Genomic DNA, 24,587 nt, shown 5'->3' with positions numbered 1-24,587 from the left:
CAATCGGGGAAGCGGATGGGTGACCATGTCCTCAGCATGGGCGGGGCGGCCGGCGATATCGTCTCCGTGAATGCGCAACAGGCGGGGTTAATTGCGCGACCGGGCAGACTCCGCACGCATGCGGAGGACGTCCGCACGGACGGAGATGAACGCCGACAGGGCTCGGTCATGCTGAATAGACCGCGCTCAGTCAACCTGCGTACCCATTAGTGACGCCGGACGCGCGGACTTTCCAGAAAGGACAGTCTGTTGCCCGACCATGAGCAAATCATCTCCGCATTGGTCGCCGACGGCGACGATGTCGACCGCCTGGTGGCAAACCTGACGCCGGACCAGTGGGCGCTGCCCACGCCCGCCGAGGGCTGGACCATCACGCACCAGATCGCCCACCTCACGGCCACGTTCCATCTGGCCGGTACCGCCGCTTCCGACCCGGCGGGTTTCACCAGGATGGCCGCGACGTTCACGCCGGACTTCGACGCCAACGTCCGGGGCGCCATGCAGCGCTTCCTCAACGACCCGCCGGAGGTGCTGCTGGGGCAGTGGCGCACCGTGCGGGCCGCCGCCGAGAAGGCGCTCGCCGCCGCGCCGCCGGATCAGCCGGTGCCCTGGCTGGTCCGGCCACTGCCGCCGGGCGTCCTCGCCGCCGCCGGCATGATGGAGCTGTTCGGGCACGGCCAGGACATCGCCGACGCGCTGGGGGTGCGGCGGACGTACACCGACCGGCTGCGTGTCCTGGTGGCGTTCGCGGTGCGGGTCTGGGACTTCGGTTACCTGGCCCGCGACCTCACCCCACCGGACGTGGAGTTCGGCTTCGACCTGACGGCGCCCTCGGGCGCGCACTGGCGGTTCGGTCCGGACGACGCGACGCAGCGGATCACCGGTCCCGCGGCCGACTTCTGCCTGCTGGTGACCCGTCGTCGGCACCGCGCCGACCTCGCCGTGACCGCGACCGGGCCGGACGCCGAGGCCTGGCTGGACATCGCGCAGGCGTACCGCGGACCGGCCGGGTCGGGGCGCCGGCCGGGCCAGTTCGCCCACATCGAGGCCGCAGCCGGCTGACACCGACGACGTCCACACGCCGGGCACGGGGCCGGTCGTTCAACGGGCGCATCGACGGATTCCTGTGCGAAGGATCCGGCCCCACCGCCGCCGTGTCGACAGGATGCGGACAGGCGCCCACACCACGCGTCACGCAATCCTGGAGATGCGCCCCGGTCAGTCGGATCAGAGACTTCAGTGGGCGAGTGGGTGGGTGGGTGGCAGGCGCCGTGGGAGACCGCCGCCGACTGGTGGCGGCTCTTCTCCGAAGCCCTGTGGCCCGATTCCCGTCTGCGCTCACGATGTCGATGCGGCGGAGCGGCGTGCTACCCCGAGAGCGATCCTTGGGGAACCGGGGGAGGCGACATGGACAAGGCAATCGAGCAGGCGGTCTACCGGGTCATCAGATGCATGCGGGAAAGGCTCGGCGAACCGCTCACGATCGACGACCTGGCCCGCACCGCGATGTTCAGCAAGTTCCACTTCTCCCGGATCTTCCAGCGGGTCACCGGCCTGTCGCCGAGGAAGTTCCTCTCGGCGATGCGCCTCCAGGAGGCGAAGCGTCTCCTCGTCTGCACCTCCCTGAATGTGGTCGACATCAGTCACCTGGTCGGCTACAACAGCGTCGGCACCTTCAGCACCCGGTTCACCAGCAGTGTCGGGGTATCACCGACGGCCTACCGTCGGTACGGCGGCCTGGTGCCGCGGATCGCCGTCGACAACCAGTCCGACGCGGCGCGCAGCCCGTCGGCGACCGTCGGCGGCATCGTCTCCTCCCCGCCGGACGCCCCGCTCGGCCACACGTTCATCGGCCTGTTCCCGCAGCAGATCCCGCAGGGGCGGCCGGTGAGTTGCACCGTGCTCGATCGACCGGGGCCCTACCTGCTGGACAAGGTGCCGGAAGGATCGTGGTTCCTGCTGGTGCACGCCCTGCCGCCGGGGGTGGTGAACGAGCCCGCCGCCCGCGGCGTGCGACCGTACGTGTTGCGGCACGGGCCCGTCCAGGTCCGGGACGACGACGATGTCGCCCTGCCCGAGCTGGCGCTGCGTCCGCTGCGCCTGCTCGACCCGCCCGTGCTGCTGGCGTTGCAGGACGTCCGCTCGACGGCCCGGCGCATCGTCGAGGCGCGCACCCGGCCGGAGGGGCACGGGTTCGACCCGTCGGCGCCTGCCGAACCGGACGCCGGCCGGCCGGAGCGCGGCGGCAGGGGCGGGCGCCGCGGCCCGGCCACCCGTGCGCCGGGCAACGCCGCCCGCGCCGCCTGACATCGCCACCGCGACGAATTCGGCGCCCCCGGATGACCGGGGGCGCCGAATTCGTCGCGGTGTTGGTGCGTCAGGGCTTCGGCACATCGAACAGGCTGGGAAACTTGGCGGTCAGCGCGAGATCGCCCTTGGTCTTCAGCTTGCCGCGCATGACCAGCCCCACCGCGTGTGCATTTCCGGTAACCAGGTTCAGGAAGTCCACCGCACCGAGCGCGAGGGTCAGATCGGGCTCCGCCCGTGGCGCCGGGGACAGCGCACACGTGCCGCCCGCGATCACCATTTCGTAGGTGTCCACACCGCCGTCGGGCCGGTCGCCGACGAACCAGTGAATCACCGCGTCGAGGGTGCGCGCCCGGTCGGCCCGGAACACCCCGGGCATGCGGGAGAAAAGCTCGTCGAGCACGACCGAACGCCGTTCACTGTGCATCATCTGGCGCAGCTCGGCGGTCGGCGTCCTCTTGACCAGCCGGGCGAACTCGCGCGGATCCATCGTCGCCGGGTTGGTGTCATTGATAGCCATAGGCACTCCTCAATGGGTGGCCGGTGTGCGCACTGGCACTGGCGTCGATTGTTGTGCAACAGTCACGAATGTTCCGACTCCGAGGTTGCGTGACCGCGACTAACACCGGCGACGCAACGCGGGAGATGCATCAGCCTGTTTAAACCGGCCACGATGGTCCTATCGCGAACGGAACCGCCCAACTCTGGTCCGCGGCCCCCGGCCGCCAGAGACCGCGTGCAATCCCGTCCAAACGGCAGCACGACCAACTGGGAGAGACGCCGTGCAACCCGACATGCTAGACGCCGATCCGGCGCGGACAATGACAATCGAGGCGTACGCCGACACGATCGTCCCCGGAGAGAAGCGTTCGCCCGACGACCGTGCCATCGCCGGTGCCGCATCCGGCGGCGGCGCTGTCGCATCGGGCGCCATCGAACTATTGGAGACGCCCGGCGGTGGTCTGGCACCCGCCCTGGACGCGCTCGCCATTTCCCTCAACGACCACGCCACCGAGTACGCGCAGGAGCGCGGCCTGGTTCTGGACGACGACGTACCCCCGTTCGTGGGGTTGTCGTTCGACGACCGCACGGCGCTCGTCCAGCTGCTCACCGCTCCGGAGAACCCGGAGAAGCAGATGTGGGTGGCCCTCGCGCTGTTCAGCAACATGGCCTTCGACAGTGCCGCGCACGTGGGCACGCTCGACGCGATCGCCGCCGGGCATCCGGGGTTGCTGACCATCGGCTACTTCCGGCCGGACACCGATGGCGTCTGGCGCTTTCCCCAGTTCTCCTACGGCCGACGACTGGCCGACTCCCACCCGAACACCACCACGACGGGCAGCCCAGCGTGACCGCTACCGAGTCAACCGACGTCCTCGTGATCGGCAGCGGCTTCGGCGGCGCGATCGCGGCCTACCATCTCGCCGCCGGCGGCGCGCGCGTCACCGTTCTGGAGCGCGGCCCCTGGCTCACCGCCGAGGAGTTCGACCACGACTTCCTGCTCGGCTCGTCCTACACACGCATCTTCGACTTCGTGGTGGGCGACGGCATGAGCGTGCTCGGCGGCAACTGCGTCGGCGGCGGCAGCGTGGTCTACTTCGCCACGATGCCGCGCGCGCCACGGTTCGTCTTCGAACGCCGTGGCAGCATCGGCCGGCGGATGTGGCCGGCCGGAATCAGCCGGGACACCCTCGAACCCTGGTACGACCGGGTCGCCGAGGCACTGCCGGTGCGGCTCACGCCCTGGGAGCAGGTGCCGTTCGCCGGTGGGCTCTTCGCGGCGGCCTGCGCCCACGCCGGCCGCACCGCGAACCCGGCGCCGTCCGCGATCGACCTCGACCTGTGCACCAACTGCAACTGGATGATGGCCGGGTGCAGGTTCGACGCGAAGCGTTCGCTGCTGCTGAACTACCTCCCGGCCGCGCTCGCCCACGGCGCCGAGATCCGGCCCAAGCACGAGGTCCAGTACCTCTCCCGCAACGACGACGGCGGCTACCGGGTGCACTACCGGATCGTCGACGACGTCGACTACCGGGTCCTGCACGACGAGGGCGCCATCGACGCGAAGATCGTCATCCTTGCCGCCGGCGCGGGGGCCACCCCGGTCATCCTGCAACGCTCCGAGCCGCGACTGGGCCCGATGCCGCACGCGGTGGGCCGCTACTTCTCCGGCAACGGCGAGCGCCTCAACACCGCCGTCTTCGACGAGGACCGGGTACGCGAGGTGCTCGGCCTGACCCGCGACGGCGGCCAGGCCTACGCCGCCTACCAGATCGGCCGCGGGCCCACGGTGGCGAGCTGGGACCAGCTCGACGGCAGCCTCCCGGAGTACGAGCGCTTCTCGCTCGAGCAGCTGTACTTCCCACCGGGCCTCGGCACGATCCTGGCCCAGGCGCCCGACGCCACCGGGCCGACCTGGTTCGGCGTGGAGAAGAAGGAGATGATGCGGCGGTGGCAGTCGTGGCTCACCATCTTCACCATGTCGGAGGACGACAACGAGGGCGTCTTCGGGCCGCCGCCCGAGACCGGCAACTCACACCGGCTCTCGCAGCAGATGCTCGGCAACGGCCCACTGCGTTACAAGCCGACCGCCAACACCTGGCGCGGCTGGTCACTGTCTGACGCCGCGGTCAAGGACACCCTCGAACGCGACGGACTGGCGCGGGTCATGCCCTGGACCAACGATCTGGTCGGCGCGTACACCGTGCACCCGTTGGCCTCCTGCCGGATCGGCGACGACCCGGCGACCTCCGCCCTGGACGACGGCCACCAACTGCGCAACCATCCGGGCATCTTCGTCACCGACGGCTCCGCCGTACCCGGTGCGTTGACGGTGAATCCGGCGATGACGATCGCCGCCCTGGCCGAGCGGGCCATGCCCGGCATCGTCCGGGCCGCCCAGGAGCGTGGTGTGGCGGTACGCTACGGTGCGCCGTCGCCCGACGGTGAGACCGCTGGTCGACGCGGGGTCACCCGCGCGGCGTAGCTGAGGGGTGCCGGCGCACCGCGCGCCGGCACCAAGCCGCGACCCCGTGCCACGTGGAAAGAAGTCCGTTGTGGTAACCCTGTTCGCCCGCGCCACCCGTCGGGTGTCGGTGACGCACATCCGCCACGTCGCCCCGGTCTCGCTCCGCGCCGCGACCGGCTTGACCGCCCGCGTCTACCGGCAGATGGAAGCCGACTTCGGCATGGTCGCGCCACCGGTGATGCTGCACGCGCCCGCGCCCGACACGCTCGCCGCCTGCTGGTCGATCCTGCGCGAGACGATGCTCGCCCCGGGCCTGGTCGACCGGTCCGTCAAGGAGGCGGTGGCCGCCGCGGTGTCGCTCGCCAACCAGTGCCCGTACTGCGTCGAGGTGCACGGTGCCGCACTGGCCGGGCTGGTTCGTGGACCCGACGCCCTGGCGGTCGCCGTGGACCGGGCCGGCGACATCACCGACCCCGGCCTGCGGGAGTTGGCGCGGTGGGCCCGGGCCAGCGGGAACCCGTCGGCGCAGGCGCGCCACCCGGCACCGTTTCCGCCGGCGCAGGCACCGGAGCTGATCGGGGTCGCGGTCACGTTCCACTACATCAACCGGATGGTGAACGTCTTCCTGCGTGACTCGCCGATGCCGCCGGCTCCCACCCCGGTGCTGCGGGTGGTCCGGCGGGTCGCCGCCCGACTCATGCGTGACATGGCGAGCCGGCACTCGGACCCCGGAAGGTCCGGCGACCTGCTGCCCGACGCTCCGCTCGCGGCCGACCTCGCCTGGGCGGCCGGGCCACCGCACATCGCCGGCGCGGTGGCCCGGGCCGCCGCCGCTGTCGACGCCGGCGGCGCGCGAAGCGTGCCGGAACGGGTCCGCCGGTTGGTGGTGGCCCGGATCGCGGACCGGACGCCCGAGCCGGCCGTGCCCCGCAGCGACCCGCGGTGGGAGTCGGCGGTCGCCGAGCTCCCGGACGACGAACGTCCCGCCGCGCGGCTGGCGTTGCTGACCGCGCTCGCGTCCTACCGGGTCACCGACGCGGTCATCGGGGACTTCCGCGCCCAGGGCCACGACGACCGGGCGACCATCGAACTCACCTCCTGGGCGAGCTTCGCGGCAGCCCGGCAGATCGGCGCCGAACTGCACCGCGACCTCGCCGCGGACCCGGAGACGCGATAGCCCGCCGGCACGGCCGGGCTCCGTGCCACGCCGCCGGGCCCGGCACGATCGGGTCCGTGGACCGGCTCGTCCCGGGCCGGGATACGCACCCCGTCATCCGGGGCCACCGCCGGTCGGGCGCCGTTCCCGCGTGCCTCGGCGCGTCGGGCGGATACGCGGGTGAAGTGAACCCGCACCGCCGGGGCTGTTCGACCATGAATGCTCCGCCGGCCGGACGGTCGGCACGGAATCGAATTCTCATCCTCCTTTTCCGCAATTCGGCTCGCACCCCTGCGGCGGGTCGGGCGATACCCGGGCGCGGCAACACCGAAGATGCACCGATCAGGTCACGGTGCGATTGTCGTTACGTCGGCGGGCCGTTGTCTGCGCCGAATACGCCGACGCCCACCCATCACGCCACGGCCGAACGAGCCGCCACCGGCCTCATGGAAGCGAGCACGGCATGACGACGAAGAACTCCGCACCCAACGGCGCCAAGACCGCGGACCAGGACGCGGACCAGGCCGAAATCGCCGCCCTCCCCGCCCGCATGATCGCGACGTGGGCGGCGCACGACGCCGACGGTTTCGCCGATCTGTTCGTCGAGGACGGAACGCTCATCCTGCCCGGCGTGTACAAGAAGGGCCGCGCGGAGATCCTGCAGTTCATGGCGACCGCGTTCGCGGGCCCCTACAAGGGCACCCGGGTGACCGGGCAGCCCATCGACATGAAGCCGCTCGGCCCCGGTGCGGTCGCGCTGATCAGCCAGGGCGGTGTCATTCCGGCCGGTGAGACGGAGCTCCCCGACACGGCCGCGATCCGCGCCTCGTGGATTCTCGTGAAGCGTGACGGGCAGTGGCGTCTCGCCGTCTACCAGAACTGCCCGCGCAACCGTCCGGAGTAGCGCGACCGGCCCGGGCCGCGGCTGCCGGAGCAGCACGCCGTTCGGCCGGCCAGCACGTGGACCGGACGCGGCGGGCGTCCGGGATCGCGGATGCCGGGTCGGGGCGCCGGATTCTGGACGGCTGCTGCCACCCGGCGCCCGTGCCCCGGCCCGGGCCCGCCGCTTTCGCCCCGAGCCGCACGGCCGGCGGGAGAACCCGTCGGTCGGGCCGTGCCGGACGTCGGCACCGAGACGGCCGAATCGCATCCGCGCGACGAAATGTAAGCGCGCCGCACAGCCGAGCCATAAGCCCAGCAAAGTCGAAGTTGCGGCCAGCGCCGCGCCACTGGGACGCTGACCCGAGCTAACTTCTTGTCACCATAGAAATTGGCCCGCATTGATAATGACGGAGGGTTAGTATATGGCCACGAGGACCGGTATCAGCGTGTGGTTGAGCGATCCCGCCAGCTACAAGATGGCAGATCAGCCGGACATCGCGGTGACCGCTGCCCAAGAGTTCAACGAGAAGCACCCGGAATATCTGGTCGAAATCAAGGCCCAGGACTTCTACACGATGCCCGAAGCCGTGACCCGAGCCGTCGAGCAAGGGAATCCGCCCGATGTCGCGGAATTCCACTTCACGCTGACGCGGACCATGATGGACACGCTCAAGAACGACGGCTCGCCGCTGTTCACGTCCATCGACGGGGCCATCGCGGGGCGAACCGAGATCCTCGGTGAGCCGATCGTGCTCGGCGACATGCTGCCGGCGGCACGTGACTTCTTCCGCTACGCCGGTGATCTGGTCTCCATGCCCCGGACGGCGTCCACCCTGGTGCTCTACGCCAACATGAGCATCCTCAACCGCGCCGGCGTGACCAAGCCCCCGCGTACCTGGCGCGAGGTGGAGGCCGCGTGCGAGGCGGTGGCGAAACTCCCCGACGGGCCCTCGCACCGCATCGCCTGGCCGAACTGCTACTGGTTCTTCCTCCAGTCGGTCGCCCAGCAGGGCGGGCTGATCGCGGACCACGACAACGGCCGCTCGGCACGGCCGGAGAAGGTCAACCTCGCCTCGGACGAGATGATGGCCTACGTCGAGTGGTGGCGACGCCTGCACCGCAACGGCCACTATCTGTACACCGGAACGGCAGGGGACTTCCTCGGCTGCTTCAAGGCGTTCGAGAACCAGGAGATCGCCCTGCTCATCACGTCATCCGTCGATGCCACTCACCTCATTCAGCGAGGTGAGCGTCACGGCTTCACGGTCGAGGCCGGCCGTATGCCGTACAACGACGAGGTTCCTCTCGCGGGCAACAGCCTGGGCGGGTTCTCGCTCTTCCTCGCCTCGGGTCTCAGCCAGGAGAAGCAGGACGGCGCGCTGGCGTTCATGCAGTACCTGAACAGCCCTCGTTACGTCGCGGAGTGGGCGAAGCTGCACTGGCGCATCCCCATCACCACGCCGGCGCTCGACGCACTCGCCGCCGAGGACTGGTTCGCGCGCAACCCCAACCTGCGACCGGCCAGTGAGCAGGCGGCGGAGACGGACGGCTCGCCGGCGTCGCTCGGACCCCTCATGGGCGACCACGCCGCCATCGTCGGCAAGCTGGTCTCCGCGATGCAGGACGTGCTGGTCGACGATGCCGAGCCGGCCGCCGCGTTCGCCAAGGCGAACGAGGAGGGTCAACAGATCCTCGAAGCCTACAACTCGTACGTCGACGGGCCGCCCCGTCGGACCCCCCGCGACTACACCGTCAGCATCTGAGTCCGCTCCCCCGGCCGTACCGAAGGACCGCGCTCCGTCGCACCCGACGGCGTCGATGATCGCGGTCGCGCAGGCAGGTGCGGCGAACGCAGTCGGGTCGCCACCTCCCGGACACCCGGGGGGTGGCGGCGGCGTTTCGCCGGGTGGGCGGTCACCGGCGTCGGCCGTCCCGTGGTCGGCCGACAGCCCCGCACGGTCGGAGATGCCTGACGGCGATGTTGCGGCTGGACTGAGATGGCACGTCGAAACACGAAAGGAGCTTCCACCATGACCACGCCGCTGGAGAGTCGTCCCACCGAGACGCGATCGTCCGCGGCACCGCCCTGAGGTGGCCGCCGACGCCCCAGCGGACACCAACGACGACGCCGCCCCCCGACGCGCCGGTGTTCCGGACGCGGCACTTCGACATCTCAGCAAACGCACCACACTCCCCCCGGCCGCGCCGCGGCCCCGACCAACGAGGGAAGTCAGCATCGATGATTCGCGAGGACCAGTACTTTCTTGGCTACCGGAGCGCCGAGCACGAGCGGCTACAGGCACAGGCGGAGGACTTCCACTCCGAGGCGGCATGGTTGTTCGACCAGGTCGGCCCGCTCGACGGTAAGAACGTCGTGGAGCTCGGCGTGGGGCCCCGTGGCTGCCTGGACGAGTTGGCCAGACGGGTAGGGCCGACCGGAACCGTGATCGGCGTCGAGCGCGACGCGGAGTCGGTCGAGCTCGCGCGCAAGTTCGTGGTGGACCGCACGCTGGACAACGTCGACGTGCGGCAAGGCGACGCGCGGGCGACCGGCCTCCCCGGCGACAGCTTCGACCTCGTCACCGAGCGGCTGATCCTGCACAACGTGCCGAGGCCCGAGGAGATCGTCGCCGAGGCGGTGCGGCTGGCCCGCCCGGGCGGATGGGTCGCGTTCCACGAGGGCGATCGGGTCGGGCAGGTGTGCGACCCGCCCGCCGAGTCGTGGAGCCGGCTCATGGCGGTCTCCCAGCAGTACGCGGACCGCAACAACATCAACCTGTTCGTCGGCAGGCGGATGCCCAACCTGCTCCGTCGCGCCGGCCTCGTCGACGTCCAGGTGCGGCCCGTCGTCTACATCGACCACGAGCCCGGGCACGAGCGGCGCATGGTCCTCGCCGACTTCGCCGAGAACCTGCGGGACCGGCTCATCTCGAGCGAGCTGATCACCAGAGAGGAATTCGACGAGCTGCACTCGGCGTTGAGCAGTCACCTCGCCGATCCCGGCACCACCGTGATCTCACACCTGTACGTCCAGGCCTGGGGCCGCAAGCCGGAGTGATCGCGTCCTGGTCCAGCGGAAGCCCGCCGACGGCGGCCCCGCTGGACCATCCGGCGTCCCGCACGGTCGGAGATGCTCGCCGGCGGCGTTGCGGCTGAACTGGGTAGCGCGCTGACGCCGCGAGAGGAGCTGCCACCATGACCACGCCGCTGGAGAATCTCTCCACCGAGACGCGAACGTTCGCACCACCGCCTCAGTTGGCCGCCAATGCCAACGTCACAGCGGACACCTACGACGACGCCGCCGCCGACACGCCGGCGTTCTGGGCCCGGCAGGCCGAGCGGCTCACGTGGGGGAAGAGATGGGATCAGGTCCTCGACTGGAGCAATCCGCCGTTCGCCAAGTGGTTCACCGGCGGTGAGCTGAACATCGCCTACAACTGCGTGGACCGCCACGTCGAGGCGGGCCGGGGCGACAAGGTCGCCATCCACTGGGTGGGCGAGCCCGGCGACACCCGCACGATCACCTACGCCGACCTGCTCAGGAGCGTCAGCCAGGCGGCGAACACGCTCACCGGCCTCGGTGTGACGGCCGGCGACCGGGTGGCCATCTACCTGCCGATGATCCCGGAGGCCGTGGTCGCGATGCTGGCCTGCGCCCGCATCGGCGCCCCGCACAGCGTCGTCTTCGGCGGATACTCGGTGGACGCGCTCTCCACCCGGATCCAGGACGCGGGCGCGAAGGTCGTCATCACCGCGGACGGTGGTTACCGGCGCGGGGAACCGTCGGCGCTCAAACCCACCGTCGACGACGCCGTCGCACGGTGCTCCAGCGTCGAGCACGTGCTGGTCGTCCGCCGTACCGGTGAGGACGTCACCTGGGGCGAGAAGGATCTGTGGTGGCACGAGACCGTCGAGCAGGCGGACGACCGGCACGAGCCGCAGGCGTTCGACTCCGAGCACCCGCTCTTCATCCTCTACACCTCGGGCACGACGGGTAAGCCGAAGGGCATCCTGCACACCAGCGGCGGCTACCTGACCCAGGTCTCGTACACCCACTGGGCCGTCTTCGACCTCAAGGCCGACACCGACGTGCACTGGTGCGCGGCCGACATCGGCTGGATCACCGGGCACTCGCACATGGTCTACGGTCCACTGTCGAACGGCGCCACCGAGGTCATGTACGAGGGCACCCCGGACACCCCGCACCCCGGCCGGTTCTGGGAGATCGTCGACAGGTACAAGGTCAGCGTCCTGTACACCGCGCCCACCCTCATCCGCACCATGATGAAGTGGGGCAGCGACATCCCGGCCAAGTACGACCTGTCGTCGCTGCGCATCCTCGGCAGCGTCGGGGAGCCGATCAACCCCGAGGCCTGGATGTGGTACCGGGAGCACATCGGCCACGACCGGACCCCGGTCGTGGACACCTGGTGGCAGACCGAGACCGGCGGCATGATGATCTCGCCGCTGCCCGGCGTGACCGCCACGAAGCCCGGCTCGGCGATGGGCCCGCTGCCGGGCATCTCCGCCGACGTGGTCAACGACGACGCCGAGTCGGTGCCGAACGGTGGGGGTGGCTTCCTGGTGCTCCGCAAGCCCTGGCCGGCGATGCTGCGGACCATCTGGGGCGACGACAAGCGCTTCGTCGACACCTACTGGTCCCAGTTCGGGGCCGGCGCCAACGCCGGCGACGAATGGGTCTACTTCGCCGGTGACGGCGCGAAGCGCGACGAGGACGGCGCCTTGTGGCTGCTCGGCCGGGTCGACGACATCATGGTCATCTCCGGCCACAACATCTCCACCACCGAGGTCGAATCCGCGCTGGTGTCGCACCCGGCGGTCGCCGAGGCGGCCGTGGTGGGCGCGGCCGATCCCACCACCGGCCAGGCCATCGCCGCGTTCGTCATCGCCCGCAGCACCGTGGAGACCGCCCACGAGAGTGGTGACCAGCTCAAGGCCGACCTGCGCGACCACGTCGCCAGGACGCTCAGCCCGATCGCGAAGCCCCGTTCGATCATCTTCGTGGGCGAGCTGCCCAAGACCCGTTCCGGCAAGATCATGCGACGCCTGCTGAAGGACGTCGCCGAGAATCGCACGCTGGGCGACGTCAGCACGCTGATGGACTCGACGGTCATGGACATGATCCGGGCGGGGTCCGGCACCACCGAGGACTGAGCCGGGGAGCGTTCCGCGTCAGCGCGTCGGTGGGCGCTCCCTCTCCCCGGAACAGTCGCGACCTCCGTTCTGTCCGCCATCATGGACGGGACGGAGGTCGCGGTTCCGGCGCCCGGTCCCGACCCGGCACCGCTCGGCCGGCCGGGCCGCGACGACCACGCTCGCCCCACCGGGTCACCGGTGGGGCGTCGTGGGCTCCGCGGCCCCGCTGGCAGCGACGAGCGATCGGCCGTGGCGGCCGGGTGGGCGTCCTGGTCGAACGCTCAGTTCCCCCGCCAGACCGGGTCCCGCCGCTGGGTGAAGGCGAGCGGACCTTCGACCGCGTCAGCGCTGTGCATGCGCTGCTCCTCCCAGACGTAGCGGGTGGCGAAGGCGTCGGCGAGCCGCAGGGTCGCTGAGGTAGCCGCGGCCTCCTTGATCGCACGCACCGACAGCGGGGCACAGCGCAGGATGTCCTCGACCCAACTCGCCACGCTCGCGTCGAGTTCGGCGGCCGGCACCACCTCGTTGACCAGCCCCAGCTCGTAGGCGCGTGCGGCGTCGAACCGGCGACCGCTGATCAGATGCCCGACCGCGACCCGGTAGGGCATCTGCCGGGTCAGCCTGAAGACCCCACCCGCCCCGGGAATCAGACCGAACCTGGCCTCGGTGAGACCGAAGACCGAACGATCCGAGGCGACGATGACGTCACAGGCCAGGGCCAGCTCACAACCACCGCCGAGGGCGTACCCGTCGACCCGGCCGATCAGCGGCTTGGCGAGACCGAACCGTTCGGTCAGCCGGGGCCAGCCCGGCTTGCCCCGGCTGCCGAAGGTGGACGGGGTGGCCTGACCCTGTTCGGTCAGGGCCACCAACTCCTTGAGATCCTGCCCGACCGAGAAGGCGCGCTCACCCGCTCCGGTGAGCACGCCGACCCAGATGTCGTCATCGGCTTCGAAGTCGTCCCAGATCTCCGCGAGTTCCTCATGCGTACGCAGGTCCAGCGCGTTCAACACATGTGGCCGGTCCAGGGTGATGTAGGCGACCCGATCCTGCTTCCGGTACCGAACGGTCACCTCGGCACGATCGACAGAGCGTGGTGGAACACGTTCCGCGGGTCGTACCGCTTCTTGATCTGCTGGAGCCGCGGATAGTTGGACTTGTAGTACAGCTCCGCCCACGACGTCCCCGACGTGTTCCAGGCCGGGTCGGCGAGATCGGCGTCGATGTAGTTGATGTAGCTGCCGCCGTTGATCGCGTTCGGCACCGGCACCCCGCCCGTCTCCGAGAAGACGTCGCGGTAGAACTCGCGAATCCACTTGATGTTCTTCGCGTCGTCGTCGGGCGAGGTCCACCGGCCGCCGGTGAAGTACACCCGCAGGATGCAGTCGCGGTCCGCGGTCGCGGTCGCGTCCGGGGCCACCGCGTTGATCCTGCCGCCGTACCCGGACATGGTGAGCGCGGCGCCCGCGTTCGTGGGCTCCGGGTCGGTCAGCCGACGGTAGATGGTCGCGAGCTGGCTGTCCGAGAAACCCTTGCGCAGGTTGGCGGCCTTGTCCTTGGAACGCGAGTCCGGCTCGCTCTGCCAGTTCCGGTCGTCGAGGTACGGCGCGAACTCGGTGGTGTCCGACGCGGGCTGCACGCCCACCCCCGACATGACCGCCTCGACGTGCGCGTCGACGAGGCCCTGGGCGCCCGGCACCCCACTGTCCACGCCCACGATGAAGCCGACCGGCCCGGCCGACTTGTGGAAGGTGAAGAACCCGCCCCACAGATTCGCATTCGGCGAGTCGGGCGCGCTGTTCTGCTCGTACCAGTTGGTGTAGTTCCGGAAGAACTTCAGGAACGAGGCGCGGTCCAACTGGTCCCAGGACATCACGACCGCTCGCCGGATCATGGTCGCGGGCGCCCGGGGCAGCAGGTCGGCGGGGTCGGTGGAGTCCGTGCCCGGACGTCGCATCCAGTAGCGCGTCACGACGCCGAAGTTTCCGCCCCCGCCACCGGTGTGCGCCCACCAGAGGTCCCGGTTGGGGTCACCCTCGTCACGCGTCGCGACGACGATCCGGGGCTTTCCCGACTTGTCGACGGTCACGACCTCCACGGCGTACAGGTAGTCGGCCGCGAGACCGTACCGGCGCGACAGGAAGCCGTAGCCGCCGCCGGCGATGTGGCCGCCGACACCCACACCGGGGCAGATTCCGCCCGGAATGGTGACCGCCCACCCCTTGACGAGGGTGTCGTACACCTTACCCAGCGTCGCGCCGCTTTCGATGGCGAACGCCCGCCGTTTGGGGTCGTAATAGACATCCGACATCTGCGATACGTCGATCAGTTCCTGAATGTCGGGAGAAGACGTCAGGTTCTCGAAAGAATGCCCGCCACTGCGTACCGCAAATCGCTTGTTCGCTGCGACCGCACCCCCGACGACCTCGGCGACCTGCTTTGCGTTGTACACCAGGTGCACATTCTGCGGGCTCCCCTGGAATCGCCTGTTCCAAGGGGTGATGAGGCTCGGGTATCGCGGGTCATTGGTCCCGACCGCCACCGCAGAAGGCGACGCGCACTTCGCGGCCGACGATTCTGCGTGGACACCCGGCTGCGCCGCACTCGCGCTGTTCCCGCTCAGTCCGACAGTGATCCCCCCGGCAACCGCACCTGCGAGAAGCCCACGGCGACTTAAATCCGCCATTTTCAGTTCCCCCAATCGTCACAGTGACGGGGTACATGAGAACAGCGACGCCGCCCGGCGGTCTACTTCAGAATTGCTCTATTCGGCGATTCAGGTAGCTCTTTTGGAGGTGTATCGCGGAGATCAGCCTGCGACAGTGACAAGCACAAGTGACTTCTGACGTGTGCCCCAACGCCCAATTAAGGCCTAATGCGAAGGAGTCGGGCGACCGTGACGCCGAGCATCAATGGCCAGGTGGCACCCGACCCGGCGGAGGAAACTTTGTGCGGGCTGCCCGGGAGCACGAATTCCCCAGGTGGCCGACGGTGGGTTCCGAGGACACGCCCCGGTCGCATGCGGAGCTGGACACGCGGGCGGCACCCGGGGCCGGCGCTGCCACCCGCCGGCACCAGAACCACCGACCAGGCACCGCAGCCGGCACCACCGACCGGCGCCTGAGCGACCCGACCTGTTTGCCGAACGCTAATCCATCCTCTAAGGAGCGGGCATGACGCAGCGAGAAGACCTGCGACACGACCCCAGCGGGGTCCTCTCACCGGACGAACGCCCGCGCGGCGAGACGGAGAGCACCATCGCGCGGATATTCGGCGAGATGCTCGGCATCTCCAGCCTGCCGCGCATGGCCTCCGTCTTCGACCTGGGCCTCGACTCGGTGGCGGTGACCGTCGCGTGTGCCCGGTTGGAACAGGCGACCGGGACCCGGGTCAGGTTCACCCAGCTCTTCCGGACCCCGACCGTCGCCCAGCTCGCGACCTGGATCGATGCCCACGAGAGTGCGAACGGCGGCCCCCGCACACCGGTCGCGCCGGCAGTCGAGAGAAACGCCGAACTCGTGGCGATCACCCCCATGCAGGCTCACACCGTCCCGATGGACATCGTGCCGCGGTTCGCCTGGTGGTTCGACGGCCAGGTCGACGACGAGGCGCTCGCCGCCGCCGCCACCGACGTGCACCGCCGCCATCAGGCTCTGCACGCCAAGTACCTCTTCGAGCCGGATCTCGGCCTGGCCGAGGTGCCGGCCGACCCGGGGCAGGCGCGGTTCGAGCGGCTGCCGGAGCAGAACGACGACGGCACGGCGGGTGACGCGCTCTGGGCAGCACTGGAGCAGCCGTTGCACATCGACCAGGGGGACGTCTGGCGGTGTGTGCTCGTGCACAGCAGGCAGAGCGGGCGCACCCTGTTCGGGGTGGCCGCGCACCACGCCGCGTTCGACGGCCGTTCGCTGGAGATCATGACGGCGGAGCTGTCGGCGGCCTACTCCGCCCGCACGGCCGGGAGGGCGCCGCAGTGGCCCGGCAGAACGGCGACACTCGCCGAGATGGCCGCGGACTACCGTCACCAGCTCAGGACGCAGGACGCCGAGGCCCAGCGCCGGTACTGGCTCAACGAACTGCGCGACCTCCCGCCCTGCCGGCTGCCCGGGCGCAAGGACGGGCCGACGGAGCCGAGCGGGCCCGCGTCGGACTTCTCCTTCACCATGTCCAGGAGCCGGTTGCGGGCCTGGGACGACTACGCCAGCGCCAACGGGATGCCGCCGTCCGTGGGCATGGTGGCGGTGTACGTCCAGTCGCTCATCCGGGCCGGCGCTCCGCACGACCTCGGGCTGATGGTCTCGATCGGGAACAAGGCCGGCGAGATGATCGACGGGACGATCACCACCCGGGTCGGCAACATCCTGCTGCGGCCGAACGGGCCGTTCCGGTCCGGCCCGCACCTCCTCGCCCGCATCCGCGACTCGTACCTCCAGGGCATGGCCGCACGCGACGTCCTGCTGGACATGAAGCAGATGGCCAGCATCCTGGGTGCGTTCGGCGGCCTGGAGGCGATGTTCATCGGCAAGCCGGCCGTGGTCTACAACTCGGTGCCGGCGCTCAGCCTCGGCAGCGTCCCCGGCGTGATGGATTCCAGGAACGACGACTGGACCGCGTCCGTGCACGACTTCGTCCTCGAGGTCCTGCCCGTCCCCGACGGCCTGGAGATGCACCTGGTGGTGCGGACCGACCTCTACGAGGGCAGCCTCTCCAACGAACTCGGCAAGCACTTCGCCGACATCATCGACAACGGGCCGGAGCAGCTTGAGGCGGAGACCGCGAGCTAGCCGTCCTCCCGAGGTCGGGCGCCGCGTGCCGGTGGCCGCCCGACGACGAGGTCTCCGGCGGCGGGGTTCGTCGACGAAGATGATCCCCGGTACCGGAGACCTCGTAGCCTCCGCGGCGGTGACGAGCGACGGGACCTGGCCGTGCCTCGCCGCCGCCTTCGCGCGGGCGGCCGGGTCGATCACGGGATGTGCGCGTCGGTTCGCCGTCGCTCGGGCCAGCGGGGTGCCGCAGGCCCGCACCTCCCGCACCAACCGGGCCGGCCTGCCGCCGTGGGATCGGGGCCCACGTACCGGGTCGCCCGAGCAGGACGCCACCAGCGGGCCCGAGGGCTCCGCCGGTGGCCGGTCACCTGCCTTCGAGACGCCGCCTAACCGATCAACTCCGGTATCACCTTGCCGGCGAACAGGTCCATGCTCGTCCGGTCGTAGGCGGCGTCCGCGAAGTAGGCGATCACATAGCCGACCCCCGCGTCGGCGGCCTTGGTCAGCCGGTCGACGATCTGCTCGGGCGTGCCGACGAGGCCACGGCGAAACACGTCCAACCAGGATTCGAGCGCCTCGGGCGGCATCAACGGCTGGTAGTGGGACCGCAACCTCGCCATGCTGTCGGCGACGTCCTTCTCGGTCTCGCCGATGGTCACGAGGTAGTAGGCCGACCGGGTGATCGCGTCGAAGTCGGTGCCCACGTCCTTGCAGTGCTGGGCGAGGATCCGGGACTTGTGCGCAAACTCGTCCAGGCTCAGCGTCCCGAAGTTCGTGTACTGCGCATACTTCGCCGCTGTCCGCAGCGTCTTCTTCTCGCCGGCGCCGCCGATCAACAACGGAATGCCACCGGACTGCAGCGGGAGCGGACGGCTGACCGCACCCTCGAGCTGATAGTGGCGTCCCGCGAACGTGGCCGTGCCGGTCGTCCACAACTGCCGCATGATCTGCACGCCCTCGTCAAGCATGCCGAGCCGATCGGCGACGCTGGGGAAACCGTAGCCGTAGCCACGCCATTCGTCCTCGAACCAGCCCGCGCCGACGCCCACGTCCAACCGGCCGCCGCTCATCACGTCGACGCAGGCCGCCATCTTCGCCAGGTAGGCCGGATTCCGGAATCCTATGCACGTGCACAACTGCCCGAGCCGCACCCGGGACGTGGAGGCCGCGAACGCGGCCATCATCGACCACGCCTCGAATGTCGACTCGTTACTCGGCGCCGGAATGGTGACAAAGTGGTCGCTGACCCAGATCGACTCCCACGGCCCGGCATCAGCGGCCTGGGCGAGGTCACGAATCCTGGGCCACTGTTCGGCCACCGGCATATTGACGAGTTCGATATTGAAGCCCTGCGGCAATTGGACACCAAATCGCATGTTGAGACCCTATCTATCGACCTACCCGGATGCTTCTCCCAGCGTGTCGGGTGCCATGGCCGCAACGCCGGATCATGCTGACCCCCCGCTGCCCTCAGCCGTTGAGCGTCCGGTCCCGCACCTCGCGGAGGTCCTCGAACGCGGACAGGTCGGGCACCGTCCAACCATCCAGGTCGTATTCGGAGAGGCACTCCGCCGCGAAGGCCTTGTAGTCGTCGACCTCACCGCTCGCGAGCTGCGCGGAGAGCAGCTCGACCCGGGTGTTCTCGTGGTTGCCCGCATAGTTGCGTTCGTAGAGTTCGTGGCGTCCGCCGAACTCGGTGCCGACGGCGTCCCACAACAGCTTCATGACCTTCATGCGCTCGAGCGCGTCGCTGCCGTCGGAGCCGCGGAGATACCGGTCCAGGTACGGCCGGATCTCCGGGTTCTTGAAGTCCTCGGCGCTGGAGTTGATGTAGATCAACCCGCTCGCGACGTCCTGCTGGACGATCTCCTTGATCCTGGGGTAGCCGATCTGCATGAACCATCGATAGGCCATGCCGTATCGGGGGTTGGGCAGGACCGCGCCGTTGTGCCATGGCACCGGGTTACGGGCCGCCGCGTCCGAGAACGCCCAGAACAGGTTACGCCAGGCCAGCACCTCACCGATCCGGGTCTGCACGCCACGGAAGTCCTTCGCTCCGGTGAGTTCCACCGCCCTGGCGAGCAGGCCGGCAATGAACTCGAGCTTCACCGCCAGGCGGGTGCACCCCTGGAACGTGAAACGTTCGGCGAAGCCCGACCGGCTGGGGAACAGCTGGACCTTGCCCAGGTGGCCGTAGATGAACACGTTCTCCCACGGGATGAGCACCTTGTCCAGCACGAGGATGGTGTCGTTCTCGTCCAGCCGGGACGAGAGCGGATAGTCGAAGGGGCTGCCCATCAGTGCCGCAGTGGCCGTGTAGGACGGACGACAGATCAGCTTCAGCCCCGGCGCCCCCATCGGAACGGTCGCCACGAGCGCGAACTTCTTGTCCTTGATCGGCAGGCCGTAGTGCGCGATGAAGTTGTAGTGCGTGAGCGCCGACCCGGTGGCGACCACCTTGGCGCCGCTCACCACGAGCCCGGCGTCGGTTTCCTTCTCCACGTGCACGAAGACATCGCCGACCTCGTCCGGGGGGCGATTCCGGTCGACCGGCGGATGCGCGATCGCGTGATTCCAGTAGAGGACTTTCTCCTGGGACTCCGCGTACCACCGCCGCGCATTCTCCTCGAACGGCTTGTAGAAGTCCGCGTTCGCACCGAGCGTGCCGAGGAAGGCGGCCTTGTAGTCGGGGCTGCGCCCCATCCAGCCATAGCTCATCCGGGCCCACGCGGCGATGGCCTTCTGGTGCTCGACCAGATCCTCCGCGGTGCGTGGCGTGGTGAAGAACTTGTGGGTGAAACCGTCACTGCCCGTGTCGGTGGGCGAGGTGAGCACATCGTGCGTGCGCGGGTCGTGCAGTGCGTCGTAGAGCCGCGCGGTCATCCGCACCGGATTGTAGAAGGCAGGATGACTGGTCATGTCCTTCACGCGATCACCGTAAAGATACAGACACCGGTCGTCCCGCAGCGATTCGATGTACTCGGCGCCGGTCATCGGCCGCGTCTTCCGCGGTTCATGCGCCTTCTCTGGATCCGCCATTCCGTTCCTCCGAACAGGCGATCGACGACTGGGCATCAGGGCGTGAGGGAACTCCTCGAACGGCGGAAATGACGGCCGCACCACAGATCATTCGCGAACCTGCGGGCAAGCGCATCTTCTGTGTTGCAGAGTGCTCCCCCGGCCGCCGGACCACCAGGAAATCCCCTGTCCGCAGCGGAGAAGTAATCCGCGTTCCCACCACCGGGTATGCTGCGCTGATTCGGGTCGGCGACGCCCGGCCAAAGGCTCGGCCGCAAATCTCGACCACCACGCTCCGGTCACCGGAGCCGGCACCTCGCCCCTGACGGTTCGGGGCTTGGGGAGTGTGGTCCAGGTCAGCCGCCACCTCGGTGATCGGCTGGTTCGTCTCGCAGACGACCCGGGAGCTCCCCGCACGGGAACTCCCGGGTCGAACCGCCACCTCTTCTCCAGGGACCGTCATTCAGGTCGCCGGAGCGTGCACTTCCTGTCGGATCGCCTTACTCGGCGACGGCCGGCGCCACCGCCGGAGCAGCCGGCGAGGCGTCCTCCTCCGACGCCTTCTCCTCCGCTGCGGGCCGGGTCCGCTCGCCCCACCGCGCCACGGCGGGCGCCAACAGGCCCACCAGGGCGAAGAACACGCCGATGCCGATCAGACCTGGCCGGCCGAGGCTCAGGATGAAACTGAGGAACAGCAACGGGGCGAACGCCTCGCCGACGCCGGAACCGATCCCGAGGAAGCCCATGTACTGCCCCTGTGCGTGCGCCGGCGGCAGACCGAAGTTGAGGGCGAAGGAGCCCGCCATGTACCACAGTTCGCCGTAGGTGTGCACGAGGACGGCCGCGATCAGCAGAAGCACCGCGGCCCAGCCGGGAAGTCCGCTCGCAAAGCCCATCCCGGCGCAACTGAACAGGAGGAGCGCCCCGGCACGCCGGATCGCGACGCCACCTTGCCGGATCGTCTTCACCTTGTTGCCGACGCGGACCATGAACAAGACGATCAGCGTGTTGTTGATGATGTAGAACACCGCAACCGTCCAGGTCGGAGCCTTCGTGGCATCGACCACCCACAACGGCAGCAGCATATTGATCATGAACAGCTGAAGGTTCATGGCGCCGGCGATCGCCGTCCACGCGACGAAGGGTCGGTCGGACAGCACACCCCAGCGGGACGCGGTTTCCGGCTTCGGCAACGGCTCGTAATCCGGCAGCCGCATGAAGACCAGCAAGGCGCCCAGGAAGCTGAGCGCGTCGAGAGCGATCATCAGGTGGTACGCGGTCGGAGTGCCGATCTGGATCACGACGGCACACCCGGCGGTGCCCAGGCCCATGGCGACGAACTGGATCGCGTGCACCTGGGCGCGGAAGCCGACCGCCTCGTCGCCGGCCACCCGGCGCAGCAGCGATTCGGATGCCGCCACGGACGCCTTCAACGCCAGCATGTCGAGCGTGGCGGCGATGACAAGTTGGACGAAATTGTCGATGAAGATGAATGTGGTAGCCGTCAGCGCCTGGATCACCAGCATGGCCTTGACGGTCTTCACCGGGCTCCACCGGTCGGCCAGGTTGCCGACCGGGACACCACTGATCAGGCTGATGGCGACGCCGATGGTGAGGGCAGCACCCACCTGCGAGGCGGGTAGCCCCACGATTCGGGTGAAATACAGGCTCATACTGACGACCAGCAGCCCGAACCCGAACATGTTGATAAAGGTGCCTAGCGCGTAAACCCGCTTCGGCCCAGCCTCTGGGACAAGGCCGCGAAGTTCCCTGATCGGGTTAAACCTCGGCATGCAGTACCACCATCTCTCGCCGTCCGCCAGCGGATGCTACCTATCGGAACCAGACCTTACTACCTTTTAGGCACGGAACCTCCGGCACAACTTCCAGATTGCTCTCCCCAACAAACGAAACGCTCTCCTGTTTAGCTCGGGTCTATTGCGGGGCGGCCTCCCCACGCAAGCCTGTGACCTCGGAGAAGGCAAAGGGATTGGTGGGATTCCCGCCCTACGGAGCGGCTCCCCTTTGGCACGTGCCGCCGCGTCCCCGGTCGGGACCGCCCGGTAGGCGGCGGAGTCGGCCGGCGGACCGTTCCGGCCACCGGCGGTCACCCCGCACCGTCGGATCCACGGCCGCCGTCGCGCCACTCACCACTGCGCGGGTCAGGCCGCTTGACACACCGCCAAAACCCGACAAAGCACCTAAGCGTCGGCATACACTCATCCCGCCTAGTCAGGAAATATGGGAGAACTCCGGCACGTCCACCGCGCCTCATCAATGAGGCCGGCGGAGGGACGCGACCGGAGACCCCGAGTGAATCCCCGATCGTCGGCGCACCCCACGACGAGGGTTCGCGCCGACGTGCACCAGGTGGACGCCACGCCGACGGAGTCCGGGTGGTGACAACCGATCATCGAGAGGTGGAGCATGGCAAAGCTGATCTACGTGACGAACGTGTCGCTCGACGGCTACATCGAGGACGAACGCGGCGACTTCAACTTGTTTCCGGTCGATGACGAGGTGTTCACCTGCTACACGGACATCGTGCGGTCGGCGGGCACCTTCCTCTATGGGCGACGGCAGTACGAAGCGATGGCCGTCTGGGAGACCAACGACGCGCTTGCCGCGCAGTCCGACCTCACCGCCGAATTCGCCAATGCCTGGCAGGCGGCGAGCAAGGTCGTCTACTCCGGGAGTCTCTCCTCGGCGCCGACTGCCGACACCAAGGTCGAACGTCGTTTCGATCCCGCCGCGGTACGGGAGATGAAGGCCACGGCCAGTAGCGACCTCACCGTGGGCGGCGCCAACCTCGCGACGCAGGCGTTCGAGGCCGGGCTGGTCGACGAGTGCCAACTGTTCGTCCTGCCCGTCGCCGTGGGCGGGGGGAAACCGGGACTGCCGACCGGCATGCGCACCGACCTCGATCTCGTCGACGAGCGGCGATTCCGCAACGGCGTCGTACACCTCCGATACCGGCCCCGCGTGCCGTGAGCGACAACCCCGACCATCCGGAACCGCCCGACGGGGCCCGCACAGTCGGATGGCCGGGACCGACGTGGACGCCGTCGGCGTCTTCGTCGACCCCGGCCACCCCGCCGGCCCGCTCAAGGACCCGGCGGCAACCGGCAGGCGATCAGTGGACCGTTGAGGGAACCTCCGCCGGCCGGGTCTGTCCCGGACGGCCCCACCGCCGCATCACCGGGCGCTCCACCAGGGAGTACAGCAGCCATGCGACGAACACACAGGCCAGATAGGAGCCGATGAGGAACGCGATCGCGGGCAGCGTGTCGAACGGGCGTGACGTGAACATCCCACCCAGGCCCCACTGGTGGTTGAACGCGGCCTGGAGCGAGAAGAACACGGTGATGTGGACGAGGTAGAAGGCGTACGAGATCTCGCCCAGGAAGACCATGACACGGGTGTTGAACAGCGTCCGGCGCCCGGCGAGGTCCGCCGCGGCCGTGCCGGTGATCGCCAGGGCGAGCGGGATGAGGAACACCGTCTGGTATCCCTCCTCGAACAGCTTGAGCGGCAGGGTCACCACGTACGCCACCGCCACCAGCGCCGCGATGATCGACGGTCGCACGTTCGGCCAGCGGCCCGTGATCAGGATCTTGGCCATGACCATCCCGACCACGAACTCGAACATCCGCGAGATCGGAAGGTAGTAGATGAACCAGAGCTGGGGCCAGGAGAGCGAGGCGGAGACGGGGGTCGGCGGGCTGTCGGGCACGAACAGCCGCGCGGCCACCGGCACGAGCAGAGCGGCCACGGCAGCCAGCCCCGCGTACAGCCACAGCCGGCTGGGGCGGATGCGGTTGACCAGGATCAGCAGCAGCGGGAAGCACAGGTAGAACAACAGCTCCACCGACAGCGTCCAGGTCGGCGGGTTCACCGCGAGCAACATGTAGTCGAAGCTCGGCACCCAGGCCTGCATGAGCGGGAGGTTGGCCAGCGCCTCGGGCCACAGGATGGTGCGCCCCGCCACGAACATCAGGACCAGCAGGATGGCGTAGACCACGAGATGGTTCGGGAAGATCTTGAAGAAGCGCCGCCGATAGTAGTTCTTCAGGCCGTCACGCGGCTTGCCCGACCAGGTCAGGATGAATCCGCTCAGCACGAAGAAGAACATGACGCTCAGCGGGCCAAGGTTGCGGGAGAACTCGTTGTAGGCGTTCTGCACGCCCTGGTCGGAGAACAGCGGCTGAAACATCGCGTGGTGGATGAACACCAGGGTCGCGGCCACGGTCCGTAACGCCGTCAGGGAGGGAAGTCTGGTGCCGGAAGGCGTGGGGGAAGCCGTTGCCCCGTCCACCTTTTCTTGCACTGTCAT

At 69.0% G+C, this 24,587-nt stretch carries 18 protein-coding genes; 11 read left to right on the top strand and 7 right to left on the bottom strand.

Annotated elements, in window-relative coordinates; translation table 11 throughout:
* The first annotated feature begins 249 nt into the window (after positions 1-249).
* The gene (locus tag VKK44_RS09980) at positions 250-1,062 is read left to right on the top strand and encodes a TIGR03084 family metal-binding protein (RefSeq protein ID WP_343446593.1); all 813 of its coding nucleotides are present in this window, start codon (positions 250-252) and stop codon (positions 1,060-1,062) included.
* 345 nt (positions 1,063-1,407) lie between these two features.
* Positions 1,408-2,307 (top strand): AraC family transcriptional regulator, encoded by a 900-nt coding sequence (locus VKK44_RS09975; RefSeq protein ID WP_343446592.1) that lies wholly within the window; start codon positions 1,408-1,410, stop codon positions 2,305-2,307.
* 70 nt (positions 2,308-2,377) lie between these two features.
* On the opposite strand, the gene VKK44_RS09970 is transcribed toward VKK44_RS09975, so the two are convergent.
* A complete protein-coding gene (locus tag VKK44_RS09970; RefSeq protein ID WP_343446591.1) occupies positions 2,378-2,827 on the bottom strand; it encodes an SCP2 sterol-binding domain-containing protein in 450 nt (149 codons plus the stop codon).
* A 301-nt stretch (positions 2,828-3,128) separates the two neighbouring features.
* On the opposite strand from VKK44_RS09970, the gene VKK44_RS09965 reads away from it, so the two are divergent.
* The 7 genes from VKK44_RS09965 to acs all read left to right on the top strand — a co-directional run bounded on the left by VKK44_RS09965 (position 3,129) and on the right by acs (position 12,488).
* A complete protein-coding gene (locus VKK44_RS09965; protein ID WP_343447731.1) occupies positions 3,129-3,659 on the top strand; it encodes a DUF5987 family protein in 531 nt (176 codons plus the stop codon).
* Complete coding sequence (locus VKK44_RS09960) at positions 3,656-5,293, top strand: GMC family oxidoreductase (RefSeq protein WP_343446590.1); 1,638 nt, start codon at positions 3,656-3,658, stop codon at positions 5,291-5,293. Before VKK44_RS09965 ends, VKK44_RS09960 begins: the two co-directional genes overlap by 4 nt.
* A 70-nt stretch (positions 5,294-5,363) precedes the next feature.
* Entirely contained in the window at positions 5,364-6,452 is a 1,089-nt protein-coding gene (locus tag VKK44_RS09955; protein WP_343446589.1) for a carboxymuconolactone decarboxylase family protein, read from the top strand.
* A 442-nt stretch (positions 6,453-6,894) separates the two neighbouring features.
* Positions 6,895-7,335 (top strand): SgcJ/EcaC family oxidoreductase, encoded by a 441-nt coding sequence (locus tag VKK44_RS09950; RefSeq protein WP_343446588.1) that lies wholly within the window; start codon positions 6,895-6,897, stop codon positions 7,333-7,335.
* Positions 7,336-7,765: 430 nt separating this feature from the next.
* Positions 7,766-9,076, top strand: coding sequence for an extracellular solute-binding protein (locus VKK44_RS09945; protein WP_343446587.1), 1,311 nt, complete (start codon positions 7,766-7,768; stop codon positions 9,074-9,076).
* Between the two features lie 476 nt (positions 9,077-9,552).
* Complete coding sequence (locus VKK44_RS09940) at positions 9,553-10,371, top strand: methyltransferase domain-containing protein (RefSeq protein WP_343446586.1); 819 nt, start codon at positions 9,553-9,555, stop codon at positions 10,369-10,371.
* Between the two features lie 137 nt (positions 10,372-10,508).
* Positions 10,509-12,488 (top strand): acetate--CoA ligase, encoded by a 1,980-nt coding sequence (gene acs, locus VKK44_RS09935; protein WP_343446585.1) that lies wholly within the window; start codon positions 10,509-10,511, stop codon positions 12,486-12,488.
* A gap of 263 nt (positions 12,489-12,751) precedes the next feature.
* Here acs and dpgD read toward each other — a convergent pair whose 3' ends face one another.
* Both dpgD and VKK44_RS09925 read right to left on the bottom strand, forming a co-directional pair.
* A complete protein-coding gene (gene dpgD, locus VKK44_RS09930) occupies positions 12,752-13,543 on the bottom strand; it encodes an enoyl-CoA-hydratase DpgD (RefSeq protein WP_343446584.1) in 792 nt (263 codons plus the stop codon).
* Positions 13,540-15,012 carry an FAD-binding oxidoreductase gene (locus tag VKK44_RS09925; protein ID WP_343446582.1) on the bottom strand — a complete coding sequence of 491 codons (1,473 nt, stop codon included), beginning with the start codon at positions 15,010-15,012 and terminating at the stop codon, positions 13,540-13,542. The genes dpgD and VKK44_RS09925 overlap by 4 nt, the downstream gene beginning before the upstream one ends.
* A gap of 631 nt (positions 15,013-15,643) precedes the next feature.
* Between VKK44_RS09925 and VKK44_RS09920 the strand changes: the two genes are divergently transcribed.
* A complete protein-coding gene (locus tag VKK44_RS09920) occupies positions 15,644-17,254 on the top strand; it encodes a condensation domain-containing protein (protein WP_343446581.1) in 1,611 nt (536 codons plus the stop codon).
* 368 nt (positions 17,255-17,622) lie between these two features.
* On the opposite strand, the gene VKK44_RS09915 is transcribed toward VKK44_RS09920, so the two are convergent.
* From VKK44_RS09915 to VKK44_RS09905, 3 genes are all read right to left on the bottom strand, one after another.
* Positions 17,623-18,612 (bottom strand): LLM class F420-dependent oxidoreductase, encoded by a 990-nt coding sequence (locus VKK44_RS09915; protein ID WP_343446580.1) that lies wholly within the window; start codon positions 18,610-18,612, stop codon positions 17,623-17,625.
* A 94-nt stretch (positions 18,613-18,706) separates the two neighbouring features.
* On the bottom strand, positions 18,707-20,275 hold the full coding sequence (locus VKK44_RS09910) for a 4-hydroxyphenylacetate 3-hydroxylase family protein (RefSeq protein ID WP_343446579.1): 1,569 nt from the start codon (positions 20,273-20,275) through the stop codon (positions 18,707-18,709).
* A 479-nt stretch (positions 20,276-20,754) separates the two neighbouring features.
* Positions 20,755-21,957: an MFS transporter gene (locus VKK44_RS09905; protein ID WP_343446578.1), complete on the bottom strand. Its 1,203-nt coding sequence runs from the start codon at positions 21,955-21,957 to the stop codon at positions 20,755-20,757.
* A 724-nt stretch (positions 21,958-22,681) separates the two neighbouring features.
* Between VKK44_RS09905 and VKK44_RS09900 the strand changes: the two genes are divergently transcribed.
* Complete coding sequence (locus VKK44_RS09900) at positions 22,682-23,245, top strand: dihydrofolate reductase family protein (protein ID WP_343446577.1); 564 nt, start codon at positions 22,682-22,684, stop codon at positions 23,243-23,245.
* Between the two features lie 142 nt (positions 23,246-23,387).
* On the opposite strand, the gene VKK44_RS09895 is transcribed toward VKK44_RS09900, so the two are convergent.
* Positions 23,388-24,500 (bottom strand): acyltransferase family protein, encoded by a 1,113-nt coding sequence (locus VKK44_RS09895; RefSeq protein ID WP_343446576.1) that lies wholly within the window; start codon positions 24,498-24,500, stop codon positions 23,388-23,390.
* Positions 24,501-24,587: the final 87 nt, after the last annotated feature.

Origin of the sequence: Micromonospora sp. DSM 45708, assembly GCF_039566955.1 — a bacterium.
GTDB lineage: Bacteria > Actinomycetota > Actinomycetes > Mycobacteriales > Micromonosporaceae > Micromonospora.
This window is presented reverse-complemented; position numbering and strand designations above follow the sequence as displayed.

Bases quoted from the DNA above. Each gene is read 5' to 3' on its own strand.
- VKK44_RS09975 (WP_343446592.1), top strand. From the start codon at position 1,408: ATGGACAAGGCAATCGAGCAGGCGGTCTACCGGGTCATCAGATGCATG.
- VKK44_RS09940 (WP_343446586.1), top strand. From the start codon at position 9,553: ATGATTCGCGAGGACCAGTACTTTCTTGGCTACCGGAGCGCCGAGCAC.
- VKK44_RS09950 (WP_343446588.1), top strand. From the start codon at position 6,895: ATGACGACGAAGAACTCCGCACCCAACGGCGCCAAGACCGCGGACCAG.
- VKK44_RS09905 (WP_343446578.1), bottom strand. From the start codon at position 21,957: ATGTTCGGGTTCGGGCTGCTGGTCGTCAGTATGAGCCTGTATTTCACC.
- VKK44_RS09965 (WP_343447731.1), top strand. From the start codon at position 3,129: ATGACAATCGAGGCGTACGCCGACACGATCGTCCCCGGAGAGAAGCGT.
- VKK44_RS09920 (WP_343446581.1), top strand. From the start codon at position 15,644: ATGACGCAGCGAGAAGACCTGCGACACGACCCCAGCGGGGTCCTCTCA.
- VKK44_RS09970 (WP_343446591.1), bottom strand. From the start codon at position 2,827: ATGGCTATCAATGACACCAACCCGGCGACGATGGATCCGCGCGAGTTC.
- VKK44_RS09900 (WP_343446577.1), top strand. From the start codon at position 22,682: ATGGCAAAGCTGATCTACGTGACGAACGTGTCGCTCGACGGCTACATC.
- VKK44_RS09910 (WP_343446579.1), bottom strand. From the start codon at position 20,275: ATGGCGGATCCAGAGAAGGCGCATGAACCGCGGAAGACGCGGCCGATG.
- acs (WP_343446585.1), top strand. From the start codon at position 10,509: ATGACCACGCCGCTGGAGAATCTCTCCACCGAGACGCGAACGTTCGCA.
- VKK44_RS09915 (WP_343446580.1), bottom strand. From the start codon at position 18,612: ATGCGATTTGGTGTCCAATTGCCGCAGGGCTTCAATATCGAACTCGTC.